The sequence below is a fragment of the Streptomyces sp. NPDC054842 genome, assembly GCF_053611025.1.
Map to the genome: position 1 here is coordinate 77,395 of NZ_JBSGZN010000004.1, position 20,183 is coordinate 97,577.

21 protein-coding genes and 1 tRNA gene are annotated in these 20,183 nt (G+C 71.5%); 11 read left to right on the forward strand and 11 right to left on the reverse strand.

The window, feature by feature from the left end:
- Positions 1–113 precede the first annotated feature (113 nt).
- Both ACWGIS_RS04725 and ACWGIS_RS04730 read left to right on the forward strand, forming a co-directional pair.
- Positions 114–524, forward strand: a complete 411-nt coding sequence (locus ACWGIS_RS04725; protein WP_453360961.1) for a hypothetical protein — start codon at positions 114–116, stop codon at positions 522–524.
- Between the two features lie 91 nt (positions 525–615).
- Positions 616–1,521: a hypothetical protein gene (locus ACWGIS_RS04730; RefSeq protein ID WP_453360962.1), complete on the forward strand. Its 906-nt coding sequence runs from the start codon at positions 616–618 to the stop codon at positions 1,519–1,521.
- A gap of 220 nt (positions 1,522–1,741) precedes the next feature.
- Here the strand turns inward: ACWGIS_RS04730 and ACWGIS_RS04735 are convergent.
- The 3 genes from ACWGIS_RS04735 to ACWGIS_RS04745 all read right to left on the reverse strand — a co-directional run bounded on the left by ACWGIS_RS04735 (position 1,742) and on the right by ACWGIS_RS04745 (position 3,820).
- Positions 1,742–1,815, reverse strand: a tRNA-Pro gene (locus ACWGIS_RS04735).
- Positions 1,816–1,864: 49 nt separating this feature from the next.
- A complete protein-coding gene (locus tag ACWGIS_RS04740) occupies positions 1,865–2,632 on the reverse strand; it encodes a Pr6Pr family membrane protein (RefSeq protein ID WP_453360963.1) in 768 nt (255 codons plus the stop codon).
- Positions 2,633–2,893: 261 nt separating this feature from the next.
- Positions 2,894–3,820 (reverse strand): metallophosphoesterase, encoded by a 927-nt coding sequence (locus tag ACWGIS_RS04745; protein ID WP_453360964.1) that lies wholly within the window; start codon positions 3,818–3,820, stop codon positions 2,894–2,896.
- 266 nt (positions 3,821–4,086) lie between these two features.
- Here ACWGIS_RS04745 and ACWGIS_RS04750 point away from each other — a divergent pair, with 266 nt between their 5' ends.
- Complete coding sequence (locus ACWGIS_RS04750) at positions 4,087–4,551, forward strand: GatB/YqeY domain-containing protein (protein ID WP_453360965.1); 465 nt, start codon at positions 4,087–4,089, stop codon at positions 4,549–4,551.
- A 349-nt stretch (positions 4,552–4,900) separates the two neighbouring features.
- Here ACWGIS_RS04750 and ACWGIS_RS04755 read toward each other — a convergent pair whose 3' ends face one another.
- Positions 4,901–7,201 carry a transglycosylase domain-containing protein gene (locus tag ACWGIS_RS04755; protein WP_453360966.1) on the reverse strand — a complete coding sequence of 767 codons (2,301 nt, stop codon included), beginning with the start codon at positions 7,199–7,201 and terminating at the stop codon, positions 4,901–4,903.
- Positions 7,202–7,609: 408 nt separating this feature from the next.
- On the opposite strand from ACWGIS_RS04755, the gene wblA reads away from it, so the two are divergent.
- Positions 7,610–7,948: a transcriptional regulator WblA gene (wblA, locus tag ACWGIS_RS04760; RefSeq protein ID WP_059133594.1), complete on the forward strand. Its 339-nt coding sequence runs from the start codon at positions 7,610–7,612 to the stop codon at positions 7,946–7,948.
- Positions 7,949–8,209: 261 nt separating this feature from the next.
- Here wblA and ACWGIS_RS04765 read toward each other — a convergent pair whose 3' ends face one another.
- Positions 8,210–9,712 carry an ArsA family ATPase gene (locus tag ACWGIS_RS04765; RefSeq protein WP_453360967.1) on the reverse strand — a complete coding sequence of 501 codons (1,503 nt, stop codon included), beginning with the start codon at positions 9,710–9,712 and terminating at the stop codon, positions 8,210–8,212.
- Entirely contained in the window at positions 9,709–10,686 is a 978-nt protein-coding gene (locus ACWGIS_RS04770) for an ArsA family ATPase (protein WP_453360968.1), read from the reverse strand. The genes ACWGIS_RS04765 and ACWGIS_RS04770 overlap by 4 nt, the downstream gene beginning before the upstream one ends.
- A 72-nt stretch (positions 10,687–10,758) precedes the next feature.
- Between ACWGIS_RS04770 and ACWGIS_RS04775 the strand changes: the two genes are divergently transcribed.
- The 4 genes from ACWGIS_RS04775 to ACWGIS_RS04790 all read left to right on the forward strand — a co-directional run bounded on the left by ACWGIS_RS04775 (position 10,759) and on the right by ACWGIS_RS04790 (position 13,179).
- Positions 10,759–10,920: a DUF4177 domain-containing protein gene (locus tag ACWGIS_RS04775; protein WP_010986011.1), complete on the forward strand. Its 162-nt coding sequence runs from the start codon at positions 10,759–10,761 to the stop codon at positions 10,918–10,920.
- Positions 10,917–11,384 carry a RidA family protein gene (locus ACWGIS_RS04780; protein ID WP_453360969.1) on the forward strand — a complete coding sequence of 156 codons (468 nt, stop codon included), beginning with the start codon at positions 10,917–10,919 and terminating at the stop codon, positions 11,382–11,384. The genes ACWGIS_RS04775 and ACWGIS_RS04780 overlap by 4 nt, the downstream gene beginning before the upstream one ends.
- Before the next feature lie 98 nt (positions 11,385–11,482).
- The gene (locus tag ACWGIS_RS04785) at positions 11,483–12,352 is read left to right on the forward strand and encodes an NUDIX hydrolase (protein ID WP_453360970.1); all 870 of its coding nucleotides are present in this window, start codon (positions 11,483–11,485) and stop codon (positions 12,350–12,352) included.
- Entirely contained in the window at positions 12,349–13,179 is an 831-nt protein-coding gene (locus tag ACWGIS_RS04790) for an MBL fold metallo-hydrolase (RefSeq protein ID WP_453360971.1), read from the forward strand. Before ACWGIS_RS04785 ends, ACWGIS_RS04790 begins: the two co-directional genes overlap by 4 nt.
- Before the next feature lie 18 nt (positions 13,180–13,197).
- Here ACWGIS_RS04790 and ACWGIS_RS04795 read toward each other — a convergent pair whose 3' ends face one another.
- Together ACWGIS_RS04795 and ACWGIS_RS04800 are read right to left on the reverse strand one after the other, a co-directional pair.
- Complete coding sequence (locus ACWGIS_RS04795) at positions 13,198–14,016, reverse strand: nucleotidyltransferase domain-containing protein (RefSeq protein ID WP_453360972.1); 819 nt, start codon at positions 14,014–14,016, stop codon at positions 13,198–13,200.
- Positions 14,017–14,149: 133 nt separating this feature from the next.
- Positions 14,150–14,824, reverse strand: coding sequence for a Crp/Fnr family transcriptional regulator (locus ACWGIS_RS04800; RefSeq protein ID WP_016642758.1), 675 nt, complete (start codon positions 14,822–14,824; stop codon positions 14,150–14,152).
- Between the two features lie 425 nt (positions 14,825–15,249).
- On the opposite strand from ACWGIS_RS04800, the gene nth reads away from it, so the two are divergent.
- The 3 genes from nth (at position 15,250) to ACWGIS_RS04815 (ending at position 18,332) form a co-directional block, all read left to right on the forward strand.
- Positions 15,250–16,308, forward strand: a complete 1,059-nt coding sequence (gene nth / locus ACWGIS_RS04805) for an endonuclease III (protein WP_453361094.1) — start codon at positions 15,250–15,252, stop codon at positions 16,306–16,308.
- Positions 16,309–16,369: 61 nt separating this feature from the next.
- Positions 16,370–17,119: an NUDIX hydrolase gene (locus ACWGIS_RS04810; RefSeq protein WP_453360973.1), complete on the forward strand. Its 750-nt coding sequence runs from the start codon at positions 16,370–16,372 to the stop codon at positions 17,117–17,119.
- Between the two features lie 13 nt (positions 17,120–17,132).
- Positions 17,133–18,332, forward strand: a complete 1,200-nt coding sequence (locus tag ACWGIS_RS04815; protein WP_453360974.1) for a MarP family serine protease — start codon at positions 17,133–17,135, stop codon at positions 18,330–18,332.
- Between the two features lie 81 nt (positions 18,333–18,413).
- On the opposite strand, the gene ACWGIS_RS04820 is transcribed toward ACWGIS_RS04815, so the two are convergent.
- The 3 genes from ACWGIS_RS04820 to ACWGIS_RS04830 all read right to left on the reverse strand — a co-directional run bounded on the left by ACWGIS_RS04820 (position 18,414) and on the right by ACWGIS_RS04830 (position 20,182).
- Positions 18,414–18,593 carry a hypothetical protein gene (locus ACWGIS_RS04820; protein WP_453360975.1) on the reverse strand — a complete coding sequence of 60 codons (180 nt, stop codon included), beginning with the start codon at positions 18,591–18,593 and terminating at the stop codon, positions 18,414–18,416.
- Between the two features lie 153 nt (positions 18,594–18,746).
- On the reverse strand, positions 18,747–19,697 hold the full coding sequence (locus ACWGIS_RS04825) for an alpha/beta fold hydrolase (protein ID WP_453360976.1): 951 nt from the start codon (positions 19,695–19,697) through the stop codon (positions 18,747–18,749).
- Positions 19,694–20,182 (reverse strand): phage holin family protein, encoded by a 489-nt coding sequence (locus tag ACWGIS_RS04830; protein WP_453360977.1) that lies wholly within the window; start codon positions 20,180–20,182, stop codon positions 19,694–19,696. The genes ACWGIS_RS04825 and ACWGIS_RS04830 overlap by 4 nt, the downstream gene beginning before the upstream one ends.
- Position 20,183 lies beyond the last annotated feature (1 nt).

Here is a 20,183-nt window from a genome sequence, read left to right on the forward strand (position 1 = left end):
GACCGCGCAGGCGGCAGTGTCCGGTCGGGGACGTCGGGATCCGACGAGGTACTCGGTGGGGACTGAGTACGTGCGCTCTGGGCGGCGAGGCCGGGAGTCGCGAGGCTGGACCCATGGAGCAACGACTACCGACCTTCGTTCGCCGCCTGGGCCCGGGCCTCTGCCTCGCCTTGGTGAGCGCGGCACTGTGGGCGGCCTGGCTGGGTTGGGACCAGCACCGTGACGTGCACCCCGACGGCTCGACGACCGGCCCGTACGAGGCATGGCAGGTGATCGGCCTGGTCCTGACCCTGCTGGCGCCGGTCTGCTGGGCGGCGTCGCGGCGCCACGCCCCGGACGCGGTGGCGGGCACGACGGCAGGACTGACCGCGGCGGCCTACTACGACTGGTCCGACGACGGCAGCGGCCTCTTCGTGATCGGCGTGGCCCTGGTGCTGCTGGGCACCCTGGGCGCGACGGCGGCGGTGTCGGCAGTGACGGCCGCGGTGACCCGCGGAGGCGGCCGGCGGGCTGGGGCGAGGTAGCCGCCCAGGCAGGCCGCACGCACAAAGGCTCCCGGCCGGCCGTGTCCCGGTCCCGGCTCGTTGTCTGTGGCATGTGTTTCACTCCCTGGCCATGGACGAGAAGGAACTGCTTGCGGCCGTTATCTCCTTGGTCCGGCCGGGCGGGCAGGAGTTGGTGTGCAGCCGGTCCGGGCACCCGAGGGGACACGTGTGCTTGACGGCTTCCGGCGCGATCAACCTTTTCGCTCTCCTCGAGGAGTTCAGCCGTTGGTACGGGCGGCCGCGCAACCTCGCCATGGGCGGTTACGTCGATCCGACGGTCACCGAGCGGACCGGGCTGCCGCTCCTTGCTGCCTTCGCCGGGGAACTGGTCGAGATGCGCGGGTGGGCGTCCGGCAGTCGGTGGATCGGCTGCGGTGTCGTCCGTGCCGGTGATGGCGAACAGGTGGTGGTGCTCGTGGCGGAGCGGGCTGCACCGTCGCCAGGGGCACCGCCGGACGGAGGTTCCTGGGTGGATTCTCTTCTCCGTGTCACAGGCTGGGTCGCGCGGGACGTCGCGCAGCCCTGGGCGGCGATGGAAGCGGAACTGGGGACCGGACTGCCCAGTGACTACAAGCAGCTGTGCCAGGCCTTCGGCGTCGGCGAGTTCTCGCAGGTGGTGTCGGTGCTGTGCGCCGATGAGAGCGCTGTGGGGGATCTGCTGACGATGTGGCGCGTTCTGCTGGAGCACGACGACCCTTCGGACGGCCTGTTCGCGCCCTACCGGATCCATGAGCCGGGGACGACCGGGGGCCTGATTCCATGGGGAGACTCGCGCGCGGCCGACGCGTTCTTCTGGCAGGTCACGGACGGCGCCGTGGACGCCTGGCCGGTCCTCGCCAAGATGGAGGACGCCGAGGAATGGGACCGTTACGAGATGACCGCCGCGGAGTTCCTGCATCGGGTCCTCACCGATCCCGGGTTCCGTCCCTACACCGTGGCCGATGCCGTGCCCGAGCCGTTCTTCGACCCTGCCTGAACAGCTGGTGAGGGGGGAGGGGCGCGGGCGGAGCAGGCCGAAGGCGGGAGCGTCGCTTGCAGTGCCCGTGGAGAAGATCTCTGCCGGCTCGTCGGCCACTCCGGGACCGCCGTGACCGAGGACGGCACGCAGAAAGCGGAGTCATTCAGCTAGACAAGCAGGCAGAAACAAGAAGACCACCTAGGAACGTTCCTAGGTGGTCTACCTGCTGTTTTAGCTGTCGGGGTGGCGGGATTTGAACCCACGACCTCTTCGTCCCGAACGAAGCGCGCTGCCAAGCTGCGCTACACCCCGATCGTCGCTGCTTGTCGCGGCGACGTCGTTTACTTTAGCCCACCGGTGGCTAGAGACGAAATCCGGTTTTCGCGCGGCGGCGGACCGGGTCCGGGCGGAGGTGGTCCAGGGCGACGAGGAGAAGCGCGAGGGCGTAGAAGGCCAGGCCGAGGAGCAGGGCGTTGCTGAGAACGCCCAGGTGGCCGTGGCGGTCCACGTCCAGGAACGGGTACAGGTACCGGCCCGAGGACGTCGAGGGAATCATCGCGCTGCGGGCGACGGAGAAGAGCAGGTAGGCCAAGGGGTACAGCAGCCACGCGGCCGCCTGGCTCACCCGCACCGGCGCCGGGCTGGTCAGCAGCAGCCAGTCGATCACCGCGGCGATCGGGGTCACCGTGTGCAGCAGATGGTTCGCGACCGCGTGCCAGCCGGTGGGCGGGCCGCCGGTCATCGAGAACGGGCTGGAGGCGTTGGCCAGGATCACGTGGTACACGAGCCCGGTGATCACGATGTAGAGCAGGACGCCGCCGGTCAGCATCGGGTGCAGGGGGCGCCGAGCCGACCACGCGCGCCGGGCCGAGGCCAGGAGCACCACGGCCAGCAGCACGTTGCTCTGGATCGTGAAGTAGCTGAGGACGCGGACGGGACTGCCGGCCAGTCTCAGCTCCAGGGCCACCCCTGCCGCCGCCGCCAGCACCACCAGCAGGCGGAAGACGGCGGTCGCGCGGCGGCGTACGGGTGCCACCACCGCGGTCGCGGGGACGATGAAGGGGGCCGGCGCGGGGATACCGGGGATCGCGGGGAGGTCCGGTATGTCCTTGGGTATCGGGGCGGTCATGACCTCACGCTAAGCGCGGGTCACGAATCGGGCGATATGGGACAAGCTGAGCGGGTTACGCCGTCCGGGGAGCGTGAACCATCCCGGTGGATCCCGACTCCGTCACGGTCCTGGCGCGCGTCCGGGGGCGGCGGACGCGCCGCCGGATGACGCCGTCGGGCGCGCCCGCCCGCCCTCGATCCAGCCCGCCGGATGGCACCGCCGGACGCGCCGCCCGCCCGCCCCGATCCAGCCCCGACCTCACCCCGGGCGCCCGCCGGTCTACGTCCGCGGCACCAGCGTCAGCAGTGATGCCTCCGGAGGGCACGCGAACCGGACCGGCGTGTAGCGGCTCGCCCCGCAGCCGGCCGAGACGTGCAGGTACGACGTCCGGCCCTCAGCCTGGTGCCGGGACAGGCCCTTGACCCGGTCCGTGTCCAGGTCGCAATTGGTGACGAAGGCGCCGTAGAAGGGGAGGCAGATCTGGCCGCCGTGGGTGTGGCCCGCCAGGATGAGGGGGTAGCCGTCCGCGGTGAAGGCGTCCAGGCTGCGCAGGTACGGCGCGTGCACCACGCCCATCGAGAAGTCGGCCGACTCCGAGGGACCACCCGCCACCCGCGCGTAACGGTCACGCTTGATGTGGGGGTCGTCGAGGCCGGTCAGCTCGACCGAGGCACCATCGATCTTCAGCGTCCCGCGGGTGTTCGTCAGGTTCAGCCAGCCGGCCGAGTCGAAGCCGTCCCGCAGGTCCTCCCAGCGGAGGTGGATCGCGTCGACCACCGGAGCGTTGCCGTTCAGTCCGTGGCGACCCTGGGCCTTCTCGAACAAGTACTTGGCGGGGTTGCGGAGTCTGGGGCCGTAGTAGTCGTTCGACCCGAAGACGTACGCCCCGGGGAACTCCATGAGGGGGCCCAGCGCGTCCAGCACCTCCGGGATGGCCTCCGGATCGGAGAGGTTGTCCCCGGTGTTGATGACGAAGTCGGGCCGCAGCCCCGCGAGCGAGCGAAGCCAGCGCTGCTTCTTGCGCTGTCCGCTCACCATGTGGATGTCGGAGACCTGGAGCACACGCAGGGGGCGCATACCCGGTGGCAGGACCGGGACCGTCACCCGTCGGAGACGGAAGGAGCGGGCCTCGAATCCCGCCGCGTACAACAGACCGGCGGCACCCACCGCCGTGATTCCCAGGGGTACTCCATATCGCGCGCGCATACGTCCATCGTGTCAGACCTACGGAGGGCCGACGCACGCCTGTGGACGACCGTCGGAACCCTCGCCTCCGTGACGCCGGAACCCTCGCTCCCGTGTTGCCGAAACCTTTGTTCCCGTGCCGCCGCGACGCCCGCTCCGTACTACCGCGGCCCCCGCCCCCGCGCTGCCCCACCGGCAACTCCCCACGACGGCAACGCACCGCGCCCGGACGGCGTCCCGTGAAATCAACGGGCGTTCGAGTCGTCACACCTGCGACAATCGACGACATGACCACGCTCAAGTCGAAGCTGCAGGAAGACCTCAACACCGCCATCAAGGAGCGCGACGAGCTCCGCTCCTCGACGCTCCGGCTGACCCTCGCCGCGATCACCAAGGAGGAGGTCGCGGGCAAGACGAAGCGCGAGCTCTCCGACGACGAGGTGCAGAAGGTGATCACCCGCGAGGCGAAGAAGCGCCGTGAGGCGGCGGACGCCTTCGCGCAGGGTGGGCGCCCCGAGTCGGCCGAGCGGGAGAAGGCGGAGGGCGAGGTGCTCGCCGCGTACCTGCCCAAGCAGCTGTCGGACGAGGAGCTCCAGCAGATCGTCGCCCAGGCGGTCGAGGAGGCCAAGGCGGCCGGTGCCGAGGGCCCGCGTGCCATGGGCCAGGTCATGAAGCTCGTGAACCCGAAGGTGGCCGGTCAGGCCGAGGGCGGCCGCGTCGCCGCCGTCGTCAAGCAGCTCCTCGCCGGCTGAGCCTCGGCTCCCGGCCGGCCCAGCAGGGGCCCGGTACACGCAAAGGTGGGGGCGCCCTGATCATCAGGGGCGCCCCCACCGCCGTACTCCACGGACGTGGGACGCTCGACCGCCGCGCCCGACGCTCGACCGGACCGTTCAACCGCCGAAGCCGAAGCCGAAGCAGAAGCCGGGGACAGAGCCGGAAGCCGGAGCCGGAAGCCGGAAGCCGGAAGCCGAACTGAAGTCGCCTCACGGGCCCGAACGCGAGCCCGAGCCCAAGCCCGAACCCCCGCTCACACCGACGCGCGTCGCCCGACCTCCGTCGCCCGACCCCCGTCGGTCCAAGCTGGTCGCCCGCCCCCGTCGACTAACCCTTCCTGCCCCCAGGCCCGTTCCCACCGTTGCCCTGGCCCTGGATGAAGCCCTCGGGGATCGAGAAGGTCGGGGTCGGGAAGGTGCCGCCGTCGGTGCCGCCGTCGGTCGTCACGCCGCCGTCGGTGGTCATGCCGCCGTCACCGCCGCCGTTGCCGTTCCCGCCGCCGTTGCCGTGGCCTTTTCCGTCGTCGCCGTTGCCGCCGTCGTCGTTGCCCCGGTCGGGCTCGGGGTCCGGGATGTCGATGAGGTTGAAGTTCGGTGCCGGCTTGCCCTGGAGGGCGCCCGTCATCATGTCGCGCCAGATGGGGCCGGGGACCTCACCGCCGTACACCTTGTCGCGGTAGACGCCGCCGATGGTGATGTTGGTCATCCGGCGCTTGTGGGCCGGGTCGCCGACCCAGACGGCGCCGGCCATGTTCGGCGTGTAGCCGACGAACCAGGCGGCGTAGCGGAAGTCCGTCGTACCGGTCTTGCCCGCGCTGGCGCGGCCGCTGAGGCCGGCCTCGGTACCCGTACCGTCCTCGACCACGCCCTTCAGCAGGGTGCTGATGGTGTCCGCGGTGGTCTCCGACATGGCCCGTGAGCAGGTCGACTTGGGCACCCGCAGGGACTTCTTCTCGTCGCCGACGGTCTGGCTGATCGACTCGATGGCGATCGGCGTGCAGTACGTACCGCGCGAGGCGAAGGTCGCGTAGGCGTTCGCCATCGTCAGCGGGGACATCTCCTGCGTGCCGAGCGCGATGGACGGGGCCTGGGCGATCTTGCCGCCGTCGGCGCGGTTCACGCCCATCTTCTTCGCCATGTCGGTCACCGGGCAGATGCCGATGTCGCTGATCAGCTGCACGTAGTAGGTGTTGACCGACTTGGCGGTCGCTTCCTTCATGCCGTACGGGCCGTGCTCCGACTCGTTCTCGTTCGTGAGCTTCTCGTTCTGGAGGTTGGTCCAGTTCTTGCCGCCGCAGACGGGGACCGGGCTCGGGTACTCCATTTCGTACGGCGACGAGTACTGCTGCGTCGCCGACGTGCCGCCCTCGACCGCGGCCGCCGCCACGATCGGCTTGAACGTCGAACCGGGCTGGTAGCCCGCGCCGCCGCCCATCTCCTTGTCCACGGAGAGGTTGATCTGCGTCTCGTGCTTGCCGAAGCCGTACGGACGCGACTGGCCCATCGCGAGGATCTTGCCGGTGCCGGGCTCGACGATGGTCGCGGCGGTGGCCACGTCGTCGCCCTTGTTGACGTGATCCTTGATCGACGCCTGGGCCGACTGCTGGGCCTGCGGGTCGAGCGTCGTGCGGATGGCGAGGCCGCCCTGGTTCCAGACCTTGGCGCGGGCCTTCCTGGTCTTTCCGAAGACCGGGTCGTTCAGGAAGACCTCGCGCACGTAGTCGCAGAAGAAGCCGGCGCCCTTGACCGCGGTGATGCAGCCGTTCTTCGGCTTGCTGACGTGCAGTCCGAGCGGCTTCGCCTTGGCCTTCTCGGCCTCCTGCCGGGTGATGTCGTGCACCTCGGCCATGCGCTGGAGCACCGTGTTGCGCCGCTTGGTGGCCTCCGCCTCGTCGTTGACCGGGTCGTACCGGCTGGGCGACTGGACGATGCCCGCGAGCAGCGCGGACTCCTGGAGGTTCAGCTTCTTGGCGGACTTGGAGAAGTAGCGCTGGGCGGCGGCCTCGACACCGTAGGCCTGCTCACCGAAGAAGGTGATGTTCAGGTAGTTCTCGAGGATGCGCTTCTTGCCGAGCTTCTCCTCGATCTGGATCGCGTACTTCAGCTCGCGGATCTTGCGGCCGAGCGTCTGCTGGGTGGCCTCGGCGACCTTGGTCGGGTCGTCGCCCGCCTCCTCGACGAAGACGTTCTTCACGTACTGCTGCGTCAGCGTGGAGGCGCCCTGGGCGACCCCGCCGCTCTGCGCGTTCTGGTTCAGGGCGCGCAGGATGCCCTTGAGGTCGACGGCGCCGTGCTCGTAGAAGCGCGAGTCCTCGATGGCGACGATCGCCTTCTGCATGTACGGCGAGATGTCCTTGAGCTCGACCACCGTGCGGTCGCGCGAGTAGACCGAGGCGATCTGGCCGCCCTGGTTGTCCAGGATCGTGGTGCGCTGGCTCAGCGGGGGGCGCTTGAGGTTGGCCGGGATCTCGTCGAAGCCCTCGACGGAACCCTTGGCCGCGAGACCCAGCGCGCCGGCCGCGGGCAGCGCGATTCCGGCCAGCACCGCTCCCGCGAGCACACTGACACCGAGGAACTTGGCGGCCTGCTGCGATGGGGACAGACCACCGCCCGAGCGCTTCTTTGGCATGAGGGCAGCCTACGTTCTCATTCGCCGGACACGCGTATATGCCTTGGCCTAAGCTGCTCTCAACTGTCACAGCAGTAGGGCCACGTATCAAGTACGTCCGGCGACCCCGAATCGTTCCGGAGGTCTCCCGAACATCTGTGGAGGGCGTGTCCGAATCCGCCTTGTGTGTCATCCGGCGTCCGTTGTGACTCAACTGAACTGTCCCGGTTGGCCGGGAAGCTCACGTATGTCCTCCGGTCACTCCCCCGGGTGATCTGCCGCTTACGCATAGTCCGTTCGGACCATTCAAGATTGGGCCCGAAGGGGGTGTTGCGCTGTGCCCGCCTTCCGTAACGTCCTCAACTGGCGGCGGTGAATATGCCGCTGCCGCCGTGGGGGAGCCTCGATTCGGGAGAGGACGGCGCCGGTATGGGCTGGGTAACCGACTGGAGTGCGCAGGCGGCCTGCCGCACTACCGATCCGGATGAACTGTTCGTTCAAGGAGCAGCGCAGAACCGGGCGAAGGCGGTGTGCACCGGATGTCCGGTGCGCACGGAGTGCCTCGCCGACGCGCTGGACAACCGCGTCGAGTTCGGCGTGTGGGGTGGCATGACGGAGCGGGAGCGCCGCGCACTGCTGCGCAGGCGACCGACCGTGACGTCCTGGCGCCGGCTGCTGGAGACCGCGCGTACGGAGTACGAGCGAGGGGCCGGCCTGCTGCCCCTCGACGAGGAAGAGGTGTACGAGAACTACGCGGCGGTGGGCTGAGGGGACCGTCCCTCGGACCCGGGCGCCGCACCCTCGGGGCAGCGGCGGCGGGTCTGTCGGGCCCGTTCCCACCACCCCGCGGCACGAGGGGCGCGTCGCCCTTCGTGCACGTCAGGGGGCTTTTCAGGCGCGGGCGCAGGGCTTCGTGCAGACGCCCGCCCCCGTGCCGCACGGCCGGGCCTTCGGCCACACGCGCCGCCTTCCGGGCGGTGCGGGCCGGCCGGAAGGCTCGGAGGCGTACGGCGTCGGCCGTGCCCTGTCTCAGACGTCTGCTTCGGGCAGCTCCGGCCGATGGGCCGCGAGCCGGTTCCCGATGTCCCGCAGCCCCGCGAGGTCGTGTACGTCCCCGGGCAGCGCGCCGACCTCGGCCACCGCCACCTCGGGGTGGCGTGCGGTGAAGCGGTCGCGTGTGCGCTGCTCGCGGGAGAGCAGCCGCATGCGCTCGGCGTGCAGCCTCAGCAGGCCTGCGGTGAGTTGTTCGACGGCTCCGTCCGTGGCGGGGGAGCCTGCGGCGGGAGCGGGGTTCTGGCCGGCGGGAGTTTCTGAACTGCCGTACGTGTCGGGAGAGTTACGAAGTCCAGCTTTCCCGTCCCTCTGATCCACAATGCGGGGGCCGTCAAGATTTTCTACGGCCGTGGAATCGCTGCCCTCCGCGACCGCCGGGTCCGCCTCCGGGGCGGTCGCCGAGCCGGCGTCCCCGGTGCTCGTGGCCCCCTCGTCGCGCGCGGCGGGGGAGCCGTCCTCCTCCGCGTCCCCCGAGTAATGTCCGGCGGCGGCGAGGTCGAGGGTCTCGGCGGCGGCCAGCGCCCGCTCGGCGGACAGCTGGGCCGCGCCGCTGCCGTGGACGCGGTTCAGGACCAGGCCCGCCAGCGGCATGTTCTCGGCGGCGAGGCGCTCCACGAAGTACGCGGCCTCGCGCAGCGCGTCCCGCTCGGGGGCGGCCACCACGAGGAACGCCGTGCCGGGCGCCTGGAGCAGCCGGAACGTGGCGTCCGCGCGCGTGCGGAAGCCGCCGAACATGGTGTCCATGGCCGCCACGAACGTCTGGACGTCCTTGAGCAGCTGACCGCCCAGCACCTTGCCGAGGGTGCCCGTCATCATGGACATCCCGACGTTCAGGAACTTCATCCCCGCGCGTCCGCCGACCTTCGCCGGCGCCATGAGGACCCGGATCAGCTTGCCGTCCAGGAACGAGCCCAGCCGCTTCGGGGCGTCCAGGAAGTCCAGCGCCGAACGCGAGGGCGGCGTGTCGACGACGATCAGGTCCCACTCCTCGCGGGAGCGCAGCTGCCCGAGCTTCTCCATCGCCATGTACTCCTGCGTGCCCGCGAAGCCCGCCGAAAGCGACTGGTAGAAGGGGTTGTTCAGGATCGCGGCCGACCGCTCGCGGTCCGCGTGCGCCTCGACGATCTCGTCGAAGGTGCGCTTCATGTCGAGCATCATCGCGTGCAGCTCGCCGTCGCCCTCGACGCCCTTCACGCGGCGCGGGGTGTTGTCGAGGGAGTCGATGCCCATCGACTGGGCGAGCCGGCGGGCCGGGTCGATGGTCAGCACGACCACCTTGCGGCCCCGTTCGGCGGCCCGCAGCCCGAGGGCGGCCGCCGTGGTCGTCTTGCCGACGCCGCCGGAGCCGCAGCACACCACGATGCGGGTCGCCGGGTCGTCGAGCAGCGGATCGATGTCCAGAACGCGTGTGGAGTCGATCGCGCGGGCCGGTTCGTGTGCGGGGCCGCGGCCCTGGGCGCGTGCCGGGTCCGGACTCATGAGATCCCTTGCTGACGCAGTTCCTTGGCCAGTTCGTAGAGGCCCGCCAGGTCCATGCCCTCGGCGAGCAGCGGCAGTTCGTGCAGGGGCAGGCCGGACTCCTGGAGCACGGACCGCTGCTCGTGCTCCAGGACGTGCCGCTCGGCGTACTCCTCGGCCTGCTGGAGCAGGGGCTCCACGAGGCGCTCGGCGAGTCCGCCGCGGCGGGCACCGCCGAGCCCGGCCGAGGAGAGCGCCTTGGCGAGGGCGCCGCGCGGGAGGGCTCCGGCCAGCTCCAGGTCGGCGCCGTCCAGTACGGCGGGACGCACCATGTTCACGATGAGCCGGCCCACCGGCAGCCCGGCCCCGCGCAGTTCGGCGATGCCGTCCGCGGTCTCCTGGACGGGCATCTCCTCCAGGAGGGTCACCAGGTGGACCGCCGTCTCGGGGGACTTCAGGACCCGCATGACGGCCTGCGCCTGATTGTGTATCGGGCCGATCCGCGCCAGGCCGGCCACTTCGTCGTTCACGTTCAGGAAGCGGGTGATGCGGCCCGTCGGGGGCGCGTCCATCACCACGTAGTCGTAGGTGAAGCGCCCGCTCCTGTCCTTGCGGCGCACGGCCTCGCACGCCTTGCCCGTGAGGAGGACGTCCCGCACGCCGGGCGCGACGGTGGTCGCGAAGTCGATCGCGCCGAGTTTCTTCAGGGCGCGTCCCGCACCGCCGAGCTTGTAGAACATCTGGAGGTAGTCCAGAAGGGCCAGCTCGGCGTCGATGGCCAGTGCGTACACCTCCCCGCCACCCGGAGCGACGGCGATCTTCCGCTCCTCGTAAGGCAGCGCTTCTGTCTCGAAGAGCTGCGCGATGCCCTGCCTGCCCTCGACCTCGACGAGGAGGGCGCGCTTGCCCTCGGTCGCGAGGGCGAGCGCGAGGGCGGCGGCTACCGTGGTCTTGCCGGTACCGCCCTTGCCGCTGACGACCTGGAGCCTGCTCACGTCTTCGAGCCTAACCAGTCCGTGCCCGGGCTACGCGGGAGGCTGTGGATAACAGCGGATACAGTCGGCCACATGACCAAGTGGGAATACGCAACCGTGCCTCTGCTCGTCCATGCCACGAAGCAGATTCTGGACACCTGGGGCGAGGACGGCTGGGAGCTCGTCCAGGTCGTGCCCGGGCCGAACAACCCCGAGCAGCTGGTGGCCTACCTGAAGCGGGAGAGGCAGGCATGAGTGCCGTCGAGTCCAGGCTCCGGGAGCTCGGCCTGACGCTGCCGGCGGTCGTACCGCCGCTGGCCGCGTACCAGCCGGCCGTGCGCTCCGGGGTGTACGTCTACACGGCCGGCCAGCTGCCGATGGTGGACGGCAAGCTCCCGGTGACCGGCAAGGTCGGCGCCGAGGTCACCGCCGAGGAGGCCAAGGACCTGGCGCGCATCTGCGCGCTGAACGCCCTGGCCGCCGTCAAGTCGGTGGCGGGCGACCTGGACCGCGTCGCGCGTGTCGTGAAGGTCGTCGGCTTCGTGGCCTCAGCCTCGGACTTCACCGGCCAGCCGGGTGTGCTGAACGGCGCCAGCGAGCTGCTGGGCGAGGTCCTCGGCGACAAGGGCGTGCACGCCCGCAGCGCGGTCGGCGTGGCGGTCCTGCCGCTGGACGCGCCGGTCGAGGTCGAGATCCAGGTGGAGCTGACCGAGGCGTGACCTGGCGCCCCGGGGCGGGCGTCCGGTCCGGGCGCCACCCCGGGGGCGGCCGACGGTCGCCTCTCGAACATGAGCGCGCCACGGGATAGCCTCCCGCCATGGCGAATGGGCAGTGGTACCCACCGGAGTGGCCCGAGCGGATCCGTGCGCTCGCGGACGGCACCCTCACACCGGCCGCCCCGCGCCGGGCGGCCACCGTCATGCTGCTCAAGGACACCGACGGCGCCCCCGTGGTGCACATGCTGCGCAGACGCGCCTCCATGGCCTTCGCCGGGGGCGCGTACGCGTATCCGGGCGGCGGCGTGGACCACCGCGACGACGAGCACCACATCCGCTGGGCGGGTCCCACGCGCGCGTGGTGGGCGGAGCGGCTCGGCGTCGACGAGACGTCCGCCCAGGCCGTCGTCTGCGCGGCGGTCCGGGAGACGTATGAGGAGGCCGGTGTCCTGCTCGCCGGGCCCACCGCGGACACCGTGGTCGGCGACACGACGGGCGAGGACTGGGAGGCGGACCGCGCGGCCCTGGTCGCCCGGGACCTGTCCTTCGCCGAGTTCCTGGACCGCCGGGGACTCGTCCTCAGGTCCGACCTGCTCGGCGCCTGGACCCGCTGGATCACCCCCGAGTTCGAGCCGCGCCGCTACGACACCTGGTTCTTCGTCGCCGCCCTCCCGGAGGGGCAGCGCACCCGCAACGCCTCCACGGAGGCCGACCGCACGGTGTGGATCACACCCGCGGACGCGGCGGCGGGGTACGACAGGGGCGAGCTGCTGATGATGCCGCCGACCGTCGCGACGCTGCGTCAGCTGCTCCCGTACGGCACGGCGGCCGAGGCCCTCACCGCCGCGCGGGACCGCGACCTGACCCCCGTTCTGGCGCGGGCCCGTCTGGAGGGCGACGAAGTGGTCCTGTCCTGGCCGGGCCACGACGAGTTCACCAAGCACGTCCCGACCGGTGGAGCACCCGCATGACGGAAGCAGCAGCCCTTCCCGGACAGCCGCGCGGCGGGGCCCTGTCCGGCCCCGCCACCGAGCGCGCGGTGAACGTCCTGGCCCCCAACGCGTCCGCGATGACCCTGGACGGCACCAACACCTGGCTGCTGTCCGAGCCGGACTCCGATCTCGCGGTCGTCGTCGACCCGGGCCCCCTGGACGACGGACACCTGCGGAACGTCGTGGACACGGCCCGGCGGGCCGGGAAGCGCATCGCGCTCACGCTGCTGACGCACGGCCACCCGGACCACGCGGAGGGCGCCGCGCGGTTCGCCGAGCTGACCGGCACGAAGGTGCGCGCGCTGGACCCGGCGCTGCGGCTCGGCGACGAAGGGCTCGCCCACGGGGACGTCGTCACCGTCGGCGGCCTCGAACTGCGGGTCGTGCCGACGCCCGGGCACACCTCCGACTCGCTGTGCTTCCATCTGCCGGCCGACGGAGCCGTCCTGACCGGGGACACCGTGCTCGGCCGCGGGACGACCCTCGTGGCCCACCCCGACGGCCGCCTGGGGGACTATCTCGACTCCCTGCGGCGGCTGAGGTCCCTGACGGTCGACGACGGCGTCCACACCGTCCTGCCGGGTCACGGGCCCGTCCTCGATGACGCCCAGGGCGCGGTGGAGTTCTACCTCGCCCACCGCGCGCACCGCCTGGCGCAGGTGGAGACGGCCGTCGAGAACGGCTTCCGGGAGCCGGAACAGGTCGTCGCCCACGTGTACGCGGACGTCGACCGCTCGCTGTGGCCGGCCGCGGAGCTGTCGGTACGGGCCCAGCTGGACTACCTCCGGGAGCACGGCCTCATCTGACGCCCCGGGGGCGGCTCTTCAGGGCCGCGGCGCCTTGACGCCGTGCACGCGCGCGTACTCCCCGGCCAGCCACGGCCCCAGATCGTCGGTGTACGCCCGCAGGACGGCTAGGTCCCCGCGCGGCTCGTACCCGAGGAGGGCCGCCTCGCGCAGCTGCGGTGCCCGCTCCGGGTGGTACGCGCCGAACGCCTCGGCCATCTCCGTCAGATCGCTCGTCCAGCCGTTCCAGCGCGGCATGACGAGCGTGAACCCGGTGCGGACCAGACGGCGTGACATCGCCCGCACCAGCGGCCGGAGGGCTTCCTCCGAGTCGCCCGCCTCCCGGACGCGCTCACGCCAGCGGGGCAGCACCAGCGCGAGGTCGCCGTTGGTCTCCCGGGCGAGCAGGGAGTCGGGGCGGTAGCGCGGCAGGTGCGCGGAGAGGTCCGCGCCGAGCAGGGGCGTGCACAGGCAGGCGAGGAACCAGCCGAGGTCGTGCCGCTCCAGGTCGCTCAGGGCCTGCCCACGGCTCATCAGAAGTGTTCCGGCGCCGTCGATCTGGTCGAACTCCCGGTCGAGGGACGCGTCGAGGAGCCGGGCGTCGGCCCGGTCCGCCTCGGTGGGCTCGTCCCGCAGCACGAGCAGCAGGTCCAGGTCGCTGCGGCCCGGGCGCGCGGTGCCGCGCGGGACGGACCCGTACAGGTACGCGCTGTCCAGCCGGGCCCCGAAGAGACCGGCCACGCGCGTCCGTGCGGCGGCGACCACGGGCCGGAAGGCGGGCGGGACCTTCGCGAGCGATCCCTCGCGGGCGATGTACCCCTGGTCGTCGAGCCCCTTGCGCCGCACACGTCCGTCCACGCCCCCACTCTGCCCGACCTCCTCGCAGGCCGAGAAGGCCGAGAGGGCGGGGGCGGGAACGGCCGGACGACGCGACGACGGGGTCCCGCCTGCCGGAGGCGGGACCCCGTCGTCGTACGGCGCAATTACGGCGTCAGCGCGAGCGCTTCGCGAGGCGCTCCACGTCCAGGAGGATCACGGCGCGGGCCTCCAGCCGGAGCCAGCCGCGGCCGGCGAAGTCGGCGAGGGCCTTGTTGACCGTCTCGCGCGAGGCGCCGACCAGCTGGGCCAGCTCCTCCTGCGTCAGGTCGTGCACGACGTGGATGCCCTCCTCCGACTGCACGCCGAAGCGGCGGGAGAGGTCGAGCAGCGCGCGGGCCACCCGGCCCGGCACGTCGGAGAAGACCAGGTCGGACATCTGGTCGTTGGTCTTGCGCAGGCGCCGGGCGACGGCGCGCAGCAGGGCGGCGGCCACCTCGGGCCGCGCGTTCAGCCAGGGCTGGAGGTCGCCGTGGCCGAGGCCGAGCAGCTTCACCTCGGTGAGCGCGCTGGCCGTGGCCGTACGCGGACCCGGGTCGAACAGCGACAGCTCGCCGATCAGCTCGCCGGGGCCGAGGACGGCCAGCATGTTCTCCCGGCCGTCGGGGGAGGTGCGGTGGAGCTTCACCTTGCCCTCGGTGACCACGTACAGGCGGTCCCCGGGGTCGCCCTCGTGGAAGAGAGCGTCACCGCGTGCGAGGGTCACCTCACTCATGGAGGCGCGGAGCTCCGCGGCCTGCTCGTCATCGAGCGCCGCGAAGAGCGGGGCGCGCCGCAGAACGTCGTCCACGAGTTCTCTCCTTGTCGACCTGCTCAGGGGATCTTGCTCCCCCGTGTGCCAGGGGACCGTGTTCCCCATTTTGCCGGGCGGTCCAAACAGTGTGATCAGTCACAAGTCTGCCGCACCTGCGTCCTGGGGAGTGCGGCAGGGGGCCAATTGGGGGCCGATCTTCAGGGTCCGGGGCGGATGTCGGTGCCGGGCTTTAGGCTGGCCGGGTGTCCAAATCGCCGGTGAGAGCACAGGCCAAGGGGGCTGGGCGGGTGGTTGTACGTCGCGATTCCGCTGTGGGCGAACAGGCCACGGACGGAACCAGCAAACCGACAAATGCGGCGGCGTCGGAGCCGTCGCGCTCCGCCGCCGAGAAGCGTGTCGCCGCCGACGGTCCCGTCGGAAGTCCCGCCGACGAGAAGCCCGCGAAGAAGACGAAGGCCACCGTGAAGAAGCCGGCGCCCGCCGAGAAGACGACCGCCCCGACGGGGGCCGCCGCGAAGAAGACGGCCGCCGGGCCCCGGACCGCCGGCGCGAAGAAGACGGCCCCCGCCAAGAAGGCCGCGGAGGCTGGGAAGACGCCCCCCGAGAAGGCCGCGAAGACGACGGCCGAGAAGGTGACCGCAAAGGCGGCTCCCGCCGGGAAGGCCGCCAAGACGACCGCCAGAAAGGCGACGGCCAAGAAAGCCCCCGCCAAAAAGGCCGCCGTCGCGAAGGCCCCGCCGCAGCCGGCCAAGCCGGACCCCGCCCTCGTCCGCCGGGCCCGCCGGATCAACCGCGAGCTCGCCGAGGTGTACCCGTACGCCCACCCGGAGCTGGACTTCGAGAACGCGTTCCAGCTGGTGGTCGCCACCGTGCTGTCCGCGCAGACGACCGACCTGCGGGTGAACCAGACGACCCCGGCGCTCTTCGCGAAGTACCCCACTCCCGAGGACCTGGCCGCCGCCAACCCGGAGGAGGTCGAGGAGATCCTGCGGCCCACCGGGTTCTTCCGGGCCAAGACCAAGTCGGTGATAGGGCTCTCCAAGGCCCTGCGGGACGACTTCGGGGGCGAGGTCCCGGGCCGTCTGGAGGACCTCGTCAAGCTGCCGGGAGTCGGCCGCAAGACCGCCTTCGTGGTGCTGGGCAACGCCTTCGGGCGGCCCGGGATCACCGTGGACACCCACTTCGGTCGGCTCGTGCGCCGCTGGCAGTGGACCGACGAGACCGACCCGGACAAGGTCGAGGCGGCGGTCGGCGCGCTGTTCCCGAAGAGCGACTGGACGATGCTCTCCCACCACGTGATCTTCCACGGCCGCCGTATCTGCCACGCCCGCAAGCCCGCCTGCGGCGCCTGCCCCATCGCCCCGCTCTGTCCGGCGTACGGGGAGGGCGAGACGGACCCCGAGAAGGCGAGGAAGCTCCTGAAGTACGAGAAGGGCGGCTTCCCGGGCCAGCGGCTCAAGCCCCCGCAGGCCTACCTGGACGCGGGTGGCATCGCGGCACCGCCCCTGGGCACCGGATGACCTGCGGCGCGGAACGATCCGCGGCCCCGCACGCGTTGAGACCGGCAGAACGGGGGTGGCGATGACGCACGCGAGTCACACGCACCAGGGCCACGACACACACCAGGGCCACGGCGCGCGGCACGGACACGGCATGTCCGCCGACCCGATCGCGCTGAGCGAGGACGATCTGCCCGGCTGGCTGGAGCCGGTGGCGCGTGCCGCGGAGACGGTCGAGCCGCTCCAGCTGAGCCGCTTCCTGCCGCCCGCCGACGGTGCGGGCCGCCAGTCCGCCGTGCTGGTCCTGTTCGGCGAGGGCGAGCGCGGTCCGGAACTGCTGCTCATGGAGCGTGCCAGCTCGCTGAGATCGCACGCGGGCCAGCCGTCGTTCCCCGGCGGCGCCCTGGACCCGGAGGACGGCGACCCGGAGGGCGACGGCCCGCTGCGGGCCGCGCTGCGCGAGGCGGAGGAGGAGACGGGCCTCGACCCGAGCGGCGTGCAGCTCTTCGGCGTACTGCCCCGTCTCTACATCCCGGTGAGCCACTTCGTGGTGACGCCGGTGCTCGGCTGGTGGCGCCGCCCCAGCCCGGTCGACGCGGTCGATCCCGCGGAGACGGCCCGCGTCTTCACGGTGCCCGTGGCGGATCTCACGGACCCGGCGAACCGGGCGACCGCGATTCACCCGAGCGGCCACCGGGGCCCGGCATTCCTGGTCGAATCGGCCCTCGTGTGGGGATTCACGGCCGGCATCATCGACAGGATCCTGCACTACGCGGGCTGGGAGCTGCCCTGGGACCGGGACAAGCAGGTCCCGCTCGACTGGCGCGCATGACAGGGTGGCCTCCGTGAATGTGCTGGACATCCTGTTGCTGGTCGCCGCCGTGTGGTTCGCGATCGTGGGCTATCGCCAGGGCTTCGTCGTCGGCATCCTGTCGGTGATCGGCTTCCTGGGCGGCGGTCTCGTCGCGGTCTATCTGCTCCCGGTGGTCTGGGGCGCCATGACCGACGACTCCGAGGTCAGTACGTCGGCGGCCGTCGTCGCGGTGATCGTCGTGATCGTCTGCGCCTCCGTCGGCCAGGCCCTCACCACCCACCTGGGCAACAAGCTGCGCCGGTACATCACCTGGTCACCCGCCCGCGCCCTGGACGCGACGGGCGGCGCCCTGGTCAACGTGGTGGCGATGCTGCTCGTGGCCTGGCTGATCGGCTCGGCCCTCGCGGGCACGACGCTGCCGACGCTCGGCAAGGAGGTCCGCAGCTCCAAGGTGCTGCTGGGCGTCTCGCGGGCGCTGCCCGCCCAGGCCGACACCTGGTTCGCCGACTTCTCCTCGGTCCTCGCGCAGAACGGCTTCCCGCAGGTCTTCAGCCCGTTCGCGAACGAGCCGATCACCGATGTCCAGCCGCCCGACCCGGCCCTCGCCAAGAGCGCGGTGGCCACCCGCGCGAAGAAGTCCATCGTCAAGGTCATGGGCACCGCGCAGAGTTGCGGAAAGGTCCTCGAAGGCACCGGCTTCGTCTTCGGCGAGCGCCGCGTGATGACCAACGCGCACGTGGTCGGCGGAGTCGACGAGCCCACCGTGCAGATAGGCGGCGAGGGCAGGCGGTACGACGCGACGGTCGTGCTCTACGACTGGGAGCGCGACATCGCCGTACTGGACGTGCCGAACCTGCGCGCGCCGGCCCTGCGGTTCACGTCCGATGACGCGACCCGGGACGACGGCGCGATCGTCGCCGGCTTCCCGCAGAACGGCTCGTACAACGTCCAGCCCGCGCGCGTGCGCGGCCGGCTCACCGCGAACGGCCCGGACATCTACCACCGCGGCACGGTCCGGCGCGACGTCTACTCGCTGTACGCGGTCGTCCGCCAGGGCAACTCCGGCGGCCCGCTGCTCACGCCCGAGGGCGAGGTGTACGGCGTGGTCTTCGCGAAGTCGCTCGACAACGACCAGACCGGCTACGCGCTCACCGCCGACGAGGTCCGTGAGGATGTCGCCAAGGGGCGCAGGGCCAACCAGCAGGTCGACAGCGACAGCTGCGCGCTCTGACGCGGAGTCGGTCCGAGGGGAGCGGCCCGCGCGGTACGGCGAGCCGCCCGGCCGGTAAGGCCGTGACGCCCGGTCGGCGGGTCAGCCGCGGGTGTGACGAAGCCGCGCCGAGACCCAGCGGGCCCGGCGACGCAGAATGTGCGGGATCCCCAACCTGAGGTCCGTGCCCTGTAGTTGCGGGGCACCCCTCTGGTGTGAGCTCAGGCCCGTGGCCGAGCGACGGGTGCGTGCTGCGTCACTGTAGTCGTGCGTCCAGCCCATACCCCGACGTCTGCCCGGGCCTCATGGTCGGTAACCGCCTCCCGGGCCCTCAATTGGCCTATGCGCGAGGCATTTGGCTGTTCGACGGACAGGCGTTCGCCGACGGGTGCCGAACGTGTCCAAACGGTCACCGACCGGACACCCGCAGGGGGTTCACCGGTCGGGTTCGGGGTCCTGGAGCCAGTTGATCAGCTCGGTGGAGAACGCCACCGGGTCCTCCTCGTGCGGGAAGTGACCGAGCCCGTCGAACAGCCGCCAGCGGTACGGGGCTTCGACGTACTGCCCGGAGCCCGCCGCGCTGCGCGTGCGCATCACGGGGTCCAGCGAACCGTGCAGATGGAGCGTCGGCACCCGCAGCGGCCGCTTCATCCGCCGGTTGAACTGGATGCCGTCCGGACGGGCCACGGAGCGCACCATCCAGCGGTACGGCTCGATCGCGCAGTGCGCCGTCGACGGGATGCACATGGCACGCCGGTACGCGTCCACGGCCTCGTCGTCCGGCAGCCGCGGTCCCGACCACTCCCGCATCAGACGGCCCACCAGAGCGGCGTCGTCCGCGACGAGTTGCCGCTCGGGGACCCAGGGCCGCTGGAACCCCCAGATGTAGGAACCCGCGGCCGTCTGCTTGACGTCCGAGAGCATGGCCGAACGCCAGCGCCGGGGGTGCGGCATCGAGGACACCGCGAGCCGGCGTACGAGCTTGGGGCGCATCACGGCCGCCGTCCACGCCAGGTAGCCGCCGAGGTCGTGACCGACCAGCGCGGCGTCGGGCTCGCCCAGGGACCGCACGACGCCGGTGATGTCGAGCGCCAGGTTCGCCGGGTCGTAACCGCGCGGGGTGCGGTCGCTGCCGCCCACTCCCCGCAGGTCCATGGCGACGGCGCGGAAGCCCGCGTCGGCGAGGGCGACCATCTGGTGGCGCCAGGCCCACCAGAACTGCGGGAAGCCGTGCAGCAGCAGCACCAGGGGACCGTCACCGAGCTCCGCGATGTGGAAGCGCGCGCCGTTGGCCGCGACGTCCCGGTGGACGACCTCTTGTCCGCCGGGCACGTCGAGTCGTACGGCCGAGGCGGGTTGAGCCGAAGGTGTGGCGGGGTCCGTCATGAGGACGAGCGTGCCACAGGCTCGATGGCCTCCGGGACACGCTGCTGCGCCGTCACCTCACGGGGGTGCGGCTTGGCGTTCTGCAGGACGCCCGCCGACTCCTTCATCGAGGCGGCGACCTTCTGCGGGCCCTTGCTCTTCTTCGCCTTCTTCGCGAAGACCGTGCCGATCAGTGCGAGCACCCCGGCGACCAGCACGTTCGCGGCGAAGGAGAGCAGGAAGCAGACGGCGAGGTTCCAGTCGCTCCAGGTCCGGATGCCGTACGCCAGGGCGAAGCTCAGCATCGGCAGGGAGAAGATCAGTACCGCGCCGGCCGCGGAGAACGCGCCGCCGCTGGCCGCCCCGCGCTTGACGTCGTGCCTGAGCTGCGCCTTCGCCAGCGCGATCTCGTCGTGCACCAGCGCGGACATCTCGGTCGTCGCCGAGGCGAACAGCTGGCCGATGCTGCGTTCGGCGCCGACCGGGCTGCCGTCGGGTGCGCTCATC